11 protein-coding genes are annotated in these 13,637 nt (G+C 55.6%); 6 read left to right on the forward strand and 5 right to left on the reverse strand.

What is annotated here, in order from left to right:
* Window positions 1–49: 49 nt before the first annotated feature.
* The gene (locus tag BV82_RS14290; protein WP_081839717.1) at window positions 50–1,114 is read right to left on the reverse strand and encodes a DNA-binding protein; all 1,065 of its coding nucleotides are present in this window, start codon (window positions 1,112–1,114) and stop codon (window positions 50–52) included.
* Between the two features lie 87 nt (window positions 1,115–1,201).
* Here BV82_RS14290 and BV82_RS14295 point away from each other — a divergent pair, with 87 nt between their 5' ends.
* Entirely contained in the window at window positions 1,202–2,305 is a 1,104-nt protein-coding gene (locus tag BV82_RS14295; RefSeq protein WP_051636832.1) for a site-specific integrase, read from the forward strand.
* A gap of 180 nt (window positions 2,306–2,485) precedes the next feature.
* Here the strand turns inward: BV82_RS14295 and BV82_RS14300 are convergent, their stop codons facing one another.
* The 3 genes from BV82_RS14300 to BV82_RS14310 all read right to left on the reverse strand — a co-directional run bounded on the left by BV82_RS14300 (window position 2,486) and on the right by BV82_RS14310 (window position 4,874).
* Entirely contained in the window at window positions 2,486–3,082 is a 597-nt protein-coding gene (locus BV82_RS14300; RefSeq protein WP_036997224.1) for a hypothetical protein, read from the reverse strand.
* Window positions 3,079–3,798, reverse strand: a complete 720-nt coding sequence (locus tag BV82_RS14305; RefSeq protein WP_036997223.1) for a hypothetical protein — start codon at window positions 3,796–3,798, stop codon at window positions 3,079–3,081. The genes BV82_RS14300 and BV82_RS14305 overlap by 4 nt, the downstream gene beginning before the upstream one ends.
* Window positions 3,799–3,881: 83 nt before the next feature.
* Window positions 3,882–4,874 (reverse strand): hypothetical protein, encoded by a 993-nt coding sequence (locus BV82_RS14310; protein WP_036997222.1) that lies wholly within the window; start codon window positions 4,872–4,874, stop codon window positions 3,882–3,884.
* A gap of 510 nt (window positions 4,875–5,384) precedes the next feature.
* Here BV82_RS14310 and BV82_RS14315 point away from each other — a divergent pair.
* From BV82_RS14315 to BV82_RS14330, 4 genes are read left to right on the forward strand one after another with little or no spacing between them, the layout of a single operon-like run.
* Window positions 5,385–6,062: a hypothetical protein gene (locus BV82_RS14315; protein WP_145997617.1), complete on the forward strand. Its 678-nt coding sequence runs from the start codon at window positions 5,385–5,387 to the stop codon at window positions 6,060–6,062.
* Entirely contained in the window at window positions 6,059–7,966 is a 1,908-nt protein-coding gene (locus BV82_RS14320; protein WP_036997220.1) for a hypothetical protein, read from the forward strand. The genes BV82_RS14315 and BV82_RS14320 overlap by 4 nt, the downstream gene beginning before the upstream one ends.
* Window positions 7,963–8,883, forward strand: a complete 921-nt coding sequence (locus BV82_RS14325) for an ATP-binding protein (protein WP_036997219.1) — start codon at window positions 7,963–7,965, stop codon at window positions 8,881–8,883. Before BV82_RS14320 ends, BV82_RS14325 begins: the two co-directional genes overlap by 4 nt.
* The gene (locus BV82_RS14330; protein WP_145997616.1) at window positions 8,873–10,216 is read left to right on the forward strand and encodes a hypothetical protein; all 1,344 of its coding nucleotides are present in this window, start codon (window positions 8,873–8,875) and stop codon (window positions 10,214–10,216) included. The genes BV82_RS14325 and BV82_RS14330 overlap by 11 nt, the downstream gene beginning before the upstream one ends.
* Before the next feature lie 165 nt (window positions 10,217–10,381).
* Here BV82_RS14330 and BV82_RS14335 read toward each other — a convergent pair whose 3' ends face one another.
* Window positions 10,382–10,855, reverse strand: a complete 474-nt coding sequence (locus BV82_RS14335; protein WP_036997217.1) for an antitoxin Xre/MbcA/ParS toxin-binding domain-containing protein — start codon at window positions 10,853–10,855, stop codon at window positions 10,382–10,384.
* Between the two features lie 1,721 nt (window positions 10,856–12,576).
* Between BV82_RS14335 and BV82_RS14340 the strand changes: the two genes are divergently transcribed.
* A complete protein-coding gene (locus BV82_RS14340) occupies window positions 12,577–13,512 on the forward strand; it encodes a LysR family transcriptional regulator (RefSeq protein WP_010220063.1) in 936 nt (311 codons plus the stop codon).
* The last annotated feature ends 125 nt before the right edge of the window (window positions 13,513–13,637 follow it).

Raw genomic sequence — 13,637 nt, forward strand, 5'->3', positions numbered from 1 at the left:
GGTGCTCTGGCCAGAGCGCCGAGGGGAGGAGCAACGGACCCCGCGGGCATCAGGTCTGCTTGGGGGCGGGTTCGACGGTGACGCCTGCAGGTAGGGCTTTTCCGCGTTTATTGGACGCAGCCTTGCGCGGCTGCCGAGCAGGCTCCGCCACGACACTGCGGGTAGCCGCCGCCAGCTGCTCGGCCTGAATCTCGGCCCGTGCCTGCGCCGCTGCCGCCCGTTCGCGGGCGCTCACCAAGTCGGCTTCGGCCTGCAGCAAGCGTTGCTGCACGGCGTTGCGCTGTTCCGTCGCCTCCAGGCTTGCCTGACGGTACTGCTGCAGTTGGTCTTGTAGGCCTCGGGCTTGGCTCGAGGCCGCGCTACGTTGCTCACGCACCTCGCTCAACTCCATCTGCCCCGCAAGCAACGCCTGCTGCAGACTTTGCAGGCGGGCATGGGCTTCCTTGAGCTGGACGGCCAACGCTTTGCTCTCCTCGCGAACCCGATCGACCTCGCGATAAGCCCGGTCTTCGACCTCGCGACTGTAGTGCTGCTGGGCCTCGCGTGCTTGTTCCGCCTGTTGGTGCATGTCCTGCAACTGCTGATGCGCCAGGGCCAGTTGCGCCTGCCCGACATCACGCTGATCGAGCAAGGCCTCATGCCGCTCACGCAGGTCATTGATCTGCTGCTGGCACTGGACCAACAATTGCTCCAGGTCGGCCAGGCGGGTCTCCACGACTTGGCGGCCGGCCACCGCCTCCGCCGCCTGCTGGCGATACTGCGCCGCATCCTGACGCGCCTGGTCTTCGACCGCCATCGCCCGCTCGCGTTCGGATTCCAGCACCTGCCGCTGTCCAACCAGGGCCTGCTCGGCGACTGCCTGCGCCAAGTGGATCGCCTGCTGCCACACGTTGACAAACGCCTGCGACACTTCCGCCGGCAACGCCGGCAGGCGGGTCTCGCCGCTCAGCCGCACGGCCAGCTGCGCCCACCATTGATCGAGCAAGCTGCCGACCCGTGCTGGGCTGCCACGCCCTAGTTCCATGCGCACGCGCTCAACCGTAGGCCGTTCGCCGCGGGCCAATACGGCGTCCGCCGCCGCGAACACCTCCTGTTCCGGCACCCCTACTGCCATGGCTCATCTCCAAGTATATTAGGTCTGATAATAAAAGATTATCCGACCTTATAAATTTAAAACTCAATTTATAATACGTTGAACGTAATGAATAATACAGATGCACTGCAGGCACGGTTTGATAACCTACTAGCCCTGCACGAGATGGCTGACACTACCCGCGCGGCAGCCGAGGCGTTCATCGCCGCCGGCACGGCTGTCAACACCGTGCGCAGCTATCGCAGCGCCCTCGCCTATTGGGCCGCCTGGCTGCGCCTGCGCTACGGCCGGGCGCTCGGCGACGGCGCCCTACCACCGGAAGTGGCGGTGCAGTTCATCGTCGATCACCTGGCTCGCCCGACCGCCGACGGTACCTGGAGCCACCTGCTGCCGGCGAACGTCGATGCAGCGCTGGTCGCCGCTGGGGTCAAGGGTAAATTGGGTGCTCTGGCGTTCAGTACGGTGAGTCATCGTCTGGCGGTGGTGGCCAAGTGGCACCGGCTCAAGGATTGGGACAATCCCTGCGAAGCCGCGGCTGTAAAGACCTTGCTTCGTGAGGCACGCAAGGCGCAGGCGCGCCAGGGTATGGCGGTGCGCAAGAAAACCGCGGTGGCGCTGGAACCCCTCCAGAGGATGCTCACGACCTGCACCGATGGCGTGCGTGGAATCCGCGATCGCGCCCTGCTGCTGTTGGCCTGGAGTGGCGGCGGCCGGCGCCGATCGGAGGTGGTGGGCCTGCAGATCGAAGATCTGCGCCGCCTGGATACCGACACCTGGCTGTACGCGTTAAAGGCGACCAAGACTGAGACCAGCGGGATTCGCCGCGAAAAACCGCTGCGTGGGCCAGCGGCACAGGCGCTCGCCGCCTGGCTGGCAATAGCGCCGGCTGTCAGCGGACCGCTTTTCCGACGGCTGTACAAAGGCGGCAAGGTGGGTACCACCGCGCTGTCAGCGGATCAGGTGGCGCGCATCGTTCAGCGCCGCGCTCAGTTAGCCGGCCTAGAGGGCGATTGGGCAGCGCACAGTTTGCGCTCGGGCTTCGTCACTGAGGCCGGGCGTCAGGGCGTGCCGCTCGGCGAGGTCATGGCCATGACCGAACACCGCAGCGTGAATACGGTCATGGGGTACTTCCAAGCCGGAGCCATGCTGTCCAGCCGCGCCACCTGTTTGCTGGGTGACGAAGAGCTGCATCGCCCTGATCAAAATGCCTGAACCGCAGCGTCACCGTCATTACACGATAGGGACATACCTCGGCACGCAGCACCGACAGCCGATACCGCGCCACGGCGTCCCACTCGATCCACATTATCTAGCCAGGAATCGCAGAGAGGGAGGCGCACTCATAGAGCTGGCACAGGACAGCAAAAACGCAGTGGCGCTTGGCCACGTGGCTCAATGGTGTGGTACAGCGTAGTGCTGGTCAGTCCCTTTTCTCGTGTAAATCTCACCATCCGACCTAAAGCACAGTTTCGTTCTGTTCAAGAGCCCCGTCTTGCATTGGTCCCAGTCGAGATTGACCCCTTTCTTCGCCAGCACCGCGGCCTTCGCTTCCATCTCGGCGATTTGCCTGCGACGGAACTCAATTTCCTCGTGGCTCGGTAACAGAGGGCTGGCCAGGAACCATGCGGCCGCACCGATCACGGCAAGAGCACCAACCAAGGTCACAAATGTTTTCACCCCCAAGAGGCGTCCTGCTTTCTCATAGCGCTTTGTTGCCACCGCTGCAGCTTCATTGGCCTGGTCGAATTTCTCAGTTAGCAATTTCGCAGCCTCGGTAGCAGTTGCATCCGCAAGGGTCGATAGGTCATTTCTCGCGCTTGAGATCTGCCTGTGCACCTCTTGCTGAAGCCTGCTCAGCGCTAGAACGGCTTTGTCAGCGGCGTCCTGTGTCTGCAATCCTGCCGAGAGTAATGATGTGAGCATTTCGGCTTGCGCTCGAATTTTCTCGTCGTAGCTTTCGTATTCTCGCGCAGTCACGAGGGTCGTCATCGGCTCAAACCTCGATCGTAAGTCATCTGTTTGGCAAGCTCCTTTTCTTGCTCTTGCCGAAGCAGCAGTTCGTGGCTGCGCTCAGCACGGGCGATCCGCTCCATCACCCAATCGCGGTGGTTCATATTAAGCTCAAGCATGTCCTCCAGCGGCGCGAACTTCAGTACGCCACCGGGTTCAGCCAAAAGCAGCAGTCCGCCAGTGCCTGAAGCGGCTTTGCCACTGACAGTCTTGATAGCCAAGAGGTACTGGTTGATTTGCGCGCCGGAAAAGCGGGTTTGCTGAGTGGCGATGGCTTCAGCTGTCGACTGAACAAGGGCCTCAAGCCGGCCGCTTCGTGGATAATGATCTCTGGGGAAGGCATCCAGATACGGGACCGTCAGCAGACCTAATGTATCAGCGGTGGCTTTAGTCTCAACGTACCAATGCACTTCTCGGGAAATTTCGGCGAGACCCAGGTCGTTAATGATTTGCTTGAGTCCTGCGTGTTTGCCCCGCTCCTTCCTTAAGTCCGCTCCCTCTGCTTTGAACTCCAAGAGCCGGACCACCCCGCTAAATTTCACCAACACATCGCCCAACAGTTGGTCGGCAGGCGTTTGTTGGAGCAAGTTGACAGATCCCGCCGCTCCCAGGCCGGAGTCTCGTTGCTTATCGCGTATCGAGTAACCCAATGAGAAGAGGAAATTGCCGATGGTGATGTTTTCGTAAAGCTTCATGGGACGTATTTGATCCTATCTAACGTAATCCTACCTACAGGCGCCGTAACAAAAGCGGCTAAGCACGAACGTTGGGCGTCGGATCAGGAGGCGATGCGGATAGCACCGGTTGAATAGCGCTGCTTGAAGGCCAGGTCGATGGCCGCGACGTATTGGCTTGGAGAGACGTCGAGCGACTGTCCTAGCAAATGGTGCACGGCTTTCACGGTATCAGCGCGCGCCTGATGACTGCTGACAAGCTGGACCGTTAGCTGAAGATTACCGGGGTCGAGAAAGTCGTTGAGCAGCGTGGTCTGGGCATGCAGTTCTCGCTCGATAACCGCCAACTCAGTCATATCATTGAGCGCCGCTTCGGCTGACTCCAGCTCCGCAGTGTTCAATCGTGATTTGGTTGGGATTGCCTCAAGCCGCTTGCGCATTTCAAACAAACGCTCCTGATAACGCTGCCCCCCTAGCTGTAACCACACTCCCAAGCCCTTGAGCGTGCCGAACGAATGTGGGTACCAGTGCCGCTCCTCGTAGGGTTTGCCTTTCTCGTCGACCCCCTTCTTGACGACTTGGTAGTCCCAGGAGATTCCCAGCGCATTACTCTTCCAGCGGTTATTCAGAAGTTCCCCAATACGCTGAGGAAGGGAAGACAGAACCGCACTGGCGCGGCCCTGCAGCTCACGGTGTTTGCTATTCGCCGCGCGAACTCGTTCAATCAAAGATTGCCGCTGGCTAAGCAGGGTTTCGACCCTGTGGCGCCGGATGTTCTGCCGCTCGGTAGCGCTCAGCCGCTTGAACTGTCCCCTGACCTGCTCGTCATCCAAACCCAGGTGATTGAGCGCGCAGCAGTTACCGATCAGCACCTGTGAAGCATCATGAAGCTCGACTACGTAACCATGCTGATGCAACTGAGCACAACGCCTTCCATGCTTCTGGTACTGACAGCTCGCCTCGGCCTTTATCAACCGATAGGGTCGCAGAGGAGTCCTATACTGCTCTTTGGTAAAGGTGCACTCGGATGCGAGTTGATAAAGCGAGTTCAAATCCGCAAGCGTTCTCAGCTCAACAATTTCAATCGAAGTAGTCATCAGCGTCCTCGTGGAAACCCCGTCGCGCATATAGCTGTATATTAACCCAGTGCTCGCATAATGCCATCAATTGCGTTCAATACCCCGAGCCAGGATTCCGTGGTGGCCAGGCTACTCAAGGCGTAAGGGCCGCGCCCTTTCCAATCGTTTACGGTCGAGTCGCCACAGGGTTGTAATGTCCGCTACATGGAACCCATCCCCTCCTCGGCGAAGGTGGGCCTGGCAGGTCCCTCGTGAACGCCTCAATTACGGCGTACTGATTCACTTCACCGCACAGGCTGGCCAATGCGGATGCAGCAACTCAGGCGGAGAAACGTGAGCAGTGAAGTGGTCGGGCTGCGGGCGTTTCGAACGTGCGGCCGACAGGCACGCCGCGAGCCGTGCCGCTCTGCCCCAAGAGGCCTGGTCTATACTCCTATGACGGTGCATGCCCCCCCGATTAAAAGGAATTCACGCGAGGGTGTGGCGAGTCACTCCACGACGCGATCTATCTAAGTCGAGGGGATGGCTATGCCTAATAAGACACCGGAAAATGCCTTTTTGGCCCGTCTGCGGGGGCGCAAGTCGACGCGCAGCAACCTGTGGCTGGTCTACAGCCATAAGACTCGCTCTGACCTCATTTTGGAAAGCCATCAGGAGCTCGCTCACTGGTTGCTGCACCTGGAATTTGACCCAAACATCGTGAACTTCTGGATTCCAGGAGCGGACGAACTCTACGCTGACCAACGCGGCAGTCGAAAGACCCGGCCGGACGTGATTGCCACGAGCGCCTCTGGTGGAATGGAGTGGCACGAAGTCAAGGCAGGGTACGTCGAGGAAAACACAGTCAGTGAGCAGATCATCGTGCAACGGCAGATGGCTACCGACAACGGCGCTACCTACCGCTTGTTTGATGAATCAACACGGCTAACACGCCGATATGAGTTAATGCCGCGGCTTCGACTCATGCATTTCGTTTCCGTAAGCCGCAGTCAATCCATTGATCATGTTCGGCAGGCGCTCCTGAATTATGTGAGCGAAGCGCAGTCGGGGACCTTGGGTGAGATGCTGCAAGCCTACTCTGCACTACCGCCCACTCATCTCATTGCATCGTTGATCCAGCTGGCGATCGAAGGCCGGGTGACACTCGATATTGAGCAAACCACTCCGACGCGGCAAACGCGGTGGTCAGCGAGAGCGTCACTATGAAGCGTGTCGGCATTCCGCAAGCAATCAAGGACGGCGCTTGGCCACGCGTCCAACCGACGTCCGTCCCGCAAGAACAGTGGCCGATTTTTGCCCGTAAACGGCTGGCGGTGGAACTGTACATTGACGGTCGCTCCATGACCGAAATCAGATTGCGAACCGGTTTTCCAGCCAGCGAAGTCAATCGAATCGTTGATCGTTTCTGCGCGATTGATGCGGATGGACATTACTTTGGCGAACGGGCCTTGCTGGCTCACGCACGAGTGACGCTCTACGAGCGTCGGAAAGCTGCAGGGCCAAAACGGACGGAACAGCGGGGTGGCATGTCTGGCTTGCTCAACAAGCTGCTGGGCGAGCACAGCAACATCGAATCGGCCATGATCGAGCGCTTACGTAGACCTGGCGCTCCGCACGATAGCACTCGAAGCGAACTGAGCTATTTGATAACCGAGTTTTACAAGCTGCTAATTAAGGCTGGGATCTCAGCCCCCGCTTGGCCGTTCAACACCAAGCATGCAGGGCGCACCAGTATCCGCAAGTACCTGAAAAGGCTCCGAGCACGGTACGCCGTTCAATACATACACAGTCACGGAAGTCCGGAGGCTGTGGCGCATCTCGCCACGGGTACCGGCCATGAACGTTACATCAAAGCAGAACGCCCCTTTGATTGTGTGCAACTGGACGGCCATTACATTGACGCTTTCTTTGCCTTGCGGGTCGAGCAGGCACCCGGCATTTACCAATGGATCACCATTGACCGAATCTGGCTGCTGTCAATGATTGAAGCTTTTTCCAATGCTGTCTTGGCGTACAAGCTGGTATTGAGAAGTGAGGTGTCGGCCGCCGATGTCCGCGAAGTCATTGCCCAAGCGTGTCTTGGCCACTGGCGGCCGCGGGAGTTGGTTAATCAAGCATTTCCCTACACAGCAGGGGCAGGACTGCCCTCGGGCGTTCTGGATGAATGCCAAGGGACTGGTTTCGGTGTGTTTTTCGCTGACAGCGCCCTGTCCAACCTGGCCAAGAAGATCACCACTACCGCGCGCTGCGACTTCGGTTTTCAGGTGTGTATTGGGCCGGTCGGGCACTTCGAGACGCGCGCAGAAATAGAACGCTCCTTCCTGGAAGTGGCGCGTACAGTTCATCAGCTCATGTCATCGACCGGGAGCAACCCTCACCAAGGGCGTGTCAACGAGGCGGAACAGAAGGCAGCCACGTACGAAATTGACCTTCTGCTGATGGAGGACGCGATGGATGTCTTCCTGTGCAATTACAACGCTAAGCCGACTGAGGGTTTGGGCTGGCTCTCCCCTCTGGCTTACCTGCGGCAGTACTTCGATCAAGGCATGCTCCATCCCCACTATGAGGCAGACCAGATTCAACGCTTAGAGGCGGACATGAGTACGGTCAAGGCGACAGTACGGGGCGGATTAAACAGTGGCCGAAGACCGCATATCCAACTGGATCGAGCCCGCTACACCAACGAGGTGTTAGCAGGTGATTTTGGGTTTGTGGGGATGGAACTGCTGATCAAAGTCGACTATCACGATTACCGAGCCATCGAAGCGTATCTGCCGAATGGTGAGTGCCTTGGTTTTCTTCGCGCCCAGGGTTATTGGGGGACCTTCAAACATACGCCCACAGTGCGGCGCAGGATCAATAGTTTGATCCGTACTGGCGAGTTGAGGATTGATAGCGAACATGACCCCGTGCCACAACTCGTCGATTACTTCACCCAGCACGGGCAGGCTGCCGTGGCGCTGTCCATCAGTCGAGACGCCGCCCCTCCAGTAGAAAAAACCACCTCGAAAAAGCAACGAGCACCGCGCCCGGACTATTTCTTACAGCCGGATGTCGAGTACGGAGAGCTACCCACACCCGGAAAAGCGCTGAACCGAGGTGAACGATGAAGACTTCCGGCCACCCTTTGGTCACCGCTCAGGCGCAGATCATCACCCAACAGATGGTGCGAGTCTATCAACTGTGCCTGGACCGCGTTGGCGCGAGGCGCGCCGCAGTATTGTTCGAAGGCTCGTCGCGGACTGGAAAAACCTGCTGTTCCGAGTTCGTTGCCGCACGTATGAGAAGTCAGTTACCGACAGTACTGGTAATACTCCACGTGGCCCGTTCTCGACTAGCCCGACAACGACAATCCGTCTTGAAGGAACTTTGCATTTCGGAAAATATCCTTCCACAAGCGCGCGGCGTAGATCACCTTCAGCATTTTTTAGCGTATATAGAGGCTCATGTAACCGGCGAGGTGGCACCCCATTGCATACTGATTGTTGATGAGGTCCAGAACTGGGAGCCCAATGACTTCCATGTCTTGGCAGACCTGCATAATTACCTGCACTTGCAGGGTATCACGCTCACACTGATAGGCTTCGCCCAACCCGAAATATACAGCCGCCTCAGTGGGCTTAAGGCGGTGAAACATTATCAGATCATCGCACGCTTTTTCGCCGAAATCATCCCATTCAGGGGTTGTCAAAGTATCGAGGAATTAGCAACGATTTTGCAGGCATGCGATACCGGTTCAGAATTTCCTTGTGGCTCGGGCATAAGCTACACCGCGTACTTTATACCCCAAGCCTATGCGGCTGGTTTTAGACTTGTCCCTCTGGCCGCGCTGTTCTGGAACGCCTTCGGCGAGAGCGTTGCCGGTAAATATATAAAAAATTTGCCCATGCAGCACCTGCGCGAATCGATCGTCTGCCTATTGCTTCTTCTCGCCCCCCATGACAACGAACTGCTCGAAGCCGATGACAAACTCGTCAATGAAGCGGTGCGGCGCTCAGGTGTCGGGGTATTTTGTGATGCGTTATAAGAAAGGGCTCTTTTTCCCCAATAATTTCCCGTGGCCATATGATTCCACAATAACCACCCTGCACAAAATTGCAGTGATAAATGGTGTCAGTGGCAGTGTAATACTTCGCACCTGCCCCATGAAAAAGACGCATGACAAATCAGCAATTGGCAGAAAAACCCACATGTCTATGGCTCTGGGTGAACTTTACGACTCTAACTATCAACCTGCTTCACTACTCAATCAAGATGATTGGATAATGAATCACTTTCCAATCAGCGCCAGGGGTGTGGCAAAATATTGCCCTCGGTGCTTGGAGGAGGCGGGATTTGTTCCAAGCTTGTTTTCACTACAATTTATGTCCCGTTGCCCATGGCACAATCAAACACTCAAGCCAATGTGCAAAATTTGTTTGAATATTCATAAATTTGTACCGCGTCCATTTGGCAGTGGGGTCGGTTATACCTGCCCTGACTGTGGCTACTGGGTACCGAAGCGCGCAGCTATTTTCGAAATTTTGCGTTATCGTGCTGCTGATCGGTTCCTCAGAGGCTGCGGCAACTTCTTCTCAAATTTAGACAGGTTAGCGAGGTTGTCGGTTCTGGATGTACTCCATTATGGCCCATCAGCCGCAACTGATCCCGACGTCTCGAACGCTTATGATGCCCGTGAATTCTTGCCTGACAATACTGTAACAACATGGGGCAAACGATTGGAGGTTGTCGCGCCAGGCTTCTTGCCCCCTTTCTCTGACTTGTATTATCGCAGGTTCATACAATTTCATCAGCGTCGGCTGCTTAAAGCACACCAAGACTGCGCGTGTTGCATGTCGCTATCGCGACCTGATTTAGGCGAGCGACAATGCAACACTTGCACTTACGCCGCAGCGCTCTCCTTGTTTCGACAAAAATTCGAATACTTGCGCAATGACTTGCACCCGCATTTATCAGGACCGGCCGCATTAGCGTTAAGAGAGCTTGCCATGACGCCCTGTACGGCACATCACTTTTTTCAGATAGTGTTCTACCGACTCGTTTCCCTACTTTGGTTCTGGAGTCGCTCGGCTTCTAGGTTTGTCGTACATATCGATCCCGAACATTTCTTCGAAATACTGGATGACGGGACGGCCTCGGGGATGCTTGATCGACTGCTGGGAAAGCGATTAGAGGGACATTACCACTGCTTACTGGAACTTCCCGCCGATCGAGCGTCTATGCGTCGACTCATCGGGGCCGTGACGGAAGACCAAGGACTTATGATGCGTAACTTTGGCAATCGGGCCGAATTCACCACAACCGCTCAGTCTCATCTGTTCTTTGGATCGTTGAAAGCGACCGCCATGTTCTATCTATAGCTCGTGGGCTCTGACGTTGATAGTCATAGATAGCGGTATGCCACAGATCAAACATTTTACCCGACACCCGCGGAGGTATGCCACAAACCGATGCTGAGCAAGCCGCTGGCAGAATGCGTTCGAGTGAATACGTGTCGAGGCACCACATCATCATGCAGTTGACGATCATTGATACACGCCGTATCGAATGCCAGCCAGATAATGCTGGACGGCTTGATAGCCGAGCACGTTGCAGACCATTTCCAGCGGTACACATCCTTCAAGATAACGGCACGGACGAACAAGCCATTTCACCGCCAACTCACGGTTGCCAAACACCGCGATTGCCTGTTCGAAAACCTCCGCATACAGATATGCCACTGCGCTTTGTTGAGGGTTGAGTCGCGTAGGACTCTTACTGCTGGGTCGCCTCTGATTTATGGGGATGGGCACACCGAGAATGCAGTTCATAACCTGCTTTCTGAAACTAGCGTCATAAACCGACAGCATGCCCCATAAATCTTTCAGGTTGATGCCTTGCCGGATATGGCGGTAAAGCACAATGCAGCTGTGCTCACCGGGTTCGCCAGGGATGAGGCAGTTTGTTGGCGTTCGATCTCCGTACTCGGACCTTAGCACGTCTACATCGATGGGTAGCATCGCGCATTCCCCTTTGCCAAAGTGTCCTACAATGTGTCCATTCTACACGCGTTACACCTATTATATCCTGTATGGCACACCGGCGCATGAGGCGGTTTCATCTGAGCTGAGGTCGGATTCAAATAACCATCCTAGGGCCCGCCCGGCCGGACATGGACAGTGCACATGCGGTCCACAGGAGGCGCAAATGCGCTGGGCCACCAAGAGCTATGCTGAACAGTTGAAAGAATGCCAGCCCTAGGAGGTAAGGTACATATGAACAGAAGTGCTCTAAACTCTCGTCGGGAAGAGCTGTATTATCAGGGCGTAATACAACACTACCTCCAATCACCCCAGCGGAATTTGCCGGCGCTGCCGTACGAAGTCTGTATTTACCTGGCGGAATGCTACGCCTGTGGCAACGTCAGACTACTCAAGTCCAAGCTCTTGGCAATCGGACGCTGGCACACGGAAAACGGATTTCCCGACCCTACCGAATGCCGATCGGTGATGCGATTGACGCAACTGATTCGGGCTGTAACGGAACTAAAGGCTAACGCGCTACAGCCTCCTCCAACAATCAGCGATGTCAAGTGCATCACGGATGTACTACAGCAATATTATCACTCCACTGGCGCAACTCCAAATAGACTCACATTTGACCAAAAATCGGCCTGTAGAAACAGGGCGATTTGGCTTATAGCCTTTTGGTTTGGATTGAACACTTCTGATGTTTGTCGACTGAGAAGGCGGGATGTGCATTTGGATCAAAACTCTTTGACGATTACCACGAAATGGATAGGCGACCAAGGCGAAGAAAAGTTTTCGTTCAGGCTAACTCGTCTTCCGGTTATCTGTCCCGTGTCAGCACTAGACGTTTGGCTCGGAAATTTCACCTGTCCAGTTGATTACTTGTTCCCGAGGACTACCCATAAATCACTGAATGGCCCTGTCAGCTCTCGATCGGTTCACGCTTTCGTTAGAAAGCTAATGGCAGCTACTCCAGGAGCGAGCGCTAACACAAACGATCAGCACTACAGTTTATATTTTTTCTTAGCTGCCAACGGTTGGTCCCGGCGTGAGATTCTAGAGGTGCTCCCTTTCTATAAAAAGTCGCCGTCAAAAACACGCATTCTGAAAACCAAAAATCGGTTGGATTTGGAGAATGTACCTCCATGGCTAAGCAATAGCGATATGCTCACAATCAATCAATCGCTCATGACTAGCCAAGCTCACATGTAATTATATTATTTTGGAATATCCACGCTTATTTTTTGTCCAGCACATTTACGTAACTTTAGTTATCACTCAGAAAAGGCCCTCCGAGTGCGTATTGTTCGCATAACTAATTCTTTAAACAGAAGAGAGGCCGGGGCAATCCCAGCCCAAATTGAGGGCTTTCTTTCTTGTGGAAATTTCTAATTATTAGTTCTGAGCACTCCCGAGAACCAGACTTTGCCTGAATTGACCATACACCCTGAATCGCCCTGGGTTTCGTAGACACCTCTTTGCCTTGTACTGAGGCCAATAAAGCTAGGTTTATGAACATCAATCGATGAACGGCCGCATTCGTTTCGAGGACTTTGAGTCCGCAATCTCCGGCCCGTGAGTGGCTTATGAACATATGAGAACGCCCACTTGTTAAACGAGGTGCCATGTTAATAATGTTCATGAGCCTCGTAAGGCACTGATGTGAGGATCGATAGGCACTCCAACAACAATTTGACGTGGAGCAGCAACGCTTGGAATTGAGACAACTGCGCTATTTCGTAAAAATCCTCGAACACGGCAGCTTGGGACGCGCAGCTCTTGAACTGGACGTCGGCGTATCAGCCCTTAGCCAACAGATCGCGAAACTTGAAAGTGAACTGTCAACCCGCCTCCTTAATCGCACTACTACTGGCGTCACACCGACCTGCTCCGGTATGGCGTTCCTGCACCATGCCCAGCTATGTTTGCGGCAAGCCGAAAATGCGATCATGGCCGCTCACCGTGGGCGAATGAGTGGATATGTCACCGTCGGAATGGCGCCCACGACTGCCACTGTTCTTGCCCTGCCATTGATCAATGCGATGCGAGAGCGCTACCCGGATATTCAATTGCACCTGGTCGAGATGCTGTCCGGGCATTTGGCCACGCAACTCAATGCTCGCCAGATCGACCTGGCCATTCTGTCTCAACTTGAAGGTGGTAAGCGCTGGAGCGTGACACCGCTGCTCGACGAGAAACTATTTGTCATCAGCGCACCGCACCTGCCCCACGCACCACAAGGAATCAGCGTGCAACTGTCGGATCTGGGGCAACTTCCACTGGTGATGCCGAGTGCGCAACACGGTTTGCGTTCTACCCTGATGGTTGCGTTTGAACGTTCGGGATTGGCTCCCAACATCATCATGGAAGTGGATGGCCTTGCCGTATTGATGAACACCGTACGCGCAGGTCATGCTGCCACCATCCAGCCCGGTGCGGCAGCGGCGCTCAAAGGTGAGTCGGGACTTTCAGTGGTGGAAATTTCCGATGCTCACGTAGGTCGACGGAACCTGCTGGCGACACTGCCTGATGATGAGCTGTCTCCCGCTGCTCTGGCGGCGCGACTGGTCATCACCGATGTCGCTCGACAGTTGGTCGTTGATCAACAATGGCCAGGAGCGTCGTGGATTGAGGACGTCGCGTCATGATCCCGGCGCACCCTCTTCCCGGTTTCCAATACTGGGGTATCCGCGCCAAAGCCTTTACGAAAACTAAACACCCAGATTCATTTCGCGCCTTTCGACAATAAGCTGACAGCTCTACCTTCTCCCCA

This window comes from Pseudomonas donghuensis (genome assembly GCF_000696345.2).
In the GTDB taxonomy this organism is placed as follows: Bacteria; Pseudomonadota; Gammaproteobacteria; order Pseudomonadales; family Pseudomonadaceae; genus Aquipseudomonas; species Aquipseudomonas donghuensis.

What these genes read in the sequence shown, in the direction of transcription:
- BV82_RS14290 (WP_081839717.1), bottom strand. Translation starts at nt 1,114, where the DNA reads ATGGCAGTAGGGGTGCCGGAACAGGAGGTGTTCGCGGCGGCGGACGCC.
- BV82_RS14295 (WP_051636832.1), top strand. Translation starts at nt 1,202, where the DNA reads ATGAATAATACAGATGCACTGCAGGCACGGTTTGATAACCTACTAGCC.
- BV82_RS14300 (WP_036997224.1), bottom strand. Translation starts at nt 3,082, where the DNA reads ATGACGACCCTCGTGACTGCGCGAGAATACGAAAGCTACGACGAGAAA.
- BV82_RS14305 (WP_036997223.1), bottom strand. Translation starts at nt 3,798, where the DNA reads ATGAAGCTTTACGAAAACATCACCATCGGCAATTTCCTCTTCTCATTG.
- BV82_RS14310 (WP_036997222.1), bottom strand. Translation starts at nt 4,874, where the DNA reads ATGACTACTTCGATTGAAATTGTTGAGCTGAGAACGCTTGCGGATTTG.
- BV82_RS14315 (WP_145997617.1), top strand. Translation starts at nt 5,385, where the DNA reads ATGCCTAATAAGACACCGGAAAATGCCTTTTTGGCCCGTCTGCGGGGG.
- BV82_RS14320 (WP_036997220.1), top strand. Translation starts at nt 6,059, where the DNA reads ATGAAGCGTGTCGGCATTCCGCAAGCAATCAAGGACGGCGCTTGGCCA.
- BV82_RS14325 (WP_036997219.1), top strand. Translation starts at nt 7,963, where the DNA reads ATGAAGACTTCCGGCCACCCTTTGGTCACCGCTCAGGCGCAGATCATC.
- BV82_RS14330 (WP_145997616.1), top strand. Translation starts at nt 8,873, where the DNA reads ATGCGTTATAAGAAAGGGCTCTTTTTCCCCAATAATTTCCCGTGGCCA.
- BV82_RS14335 (WP_036997217.1), bottom strand. Translation starts at nt 10,855, where the DNA reads ATGCTACCCATCGATGTAGACGTGCTAAGGTCCGAGTACGGAGATCGA.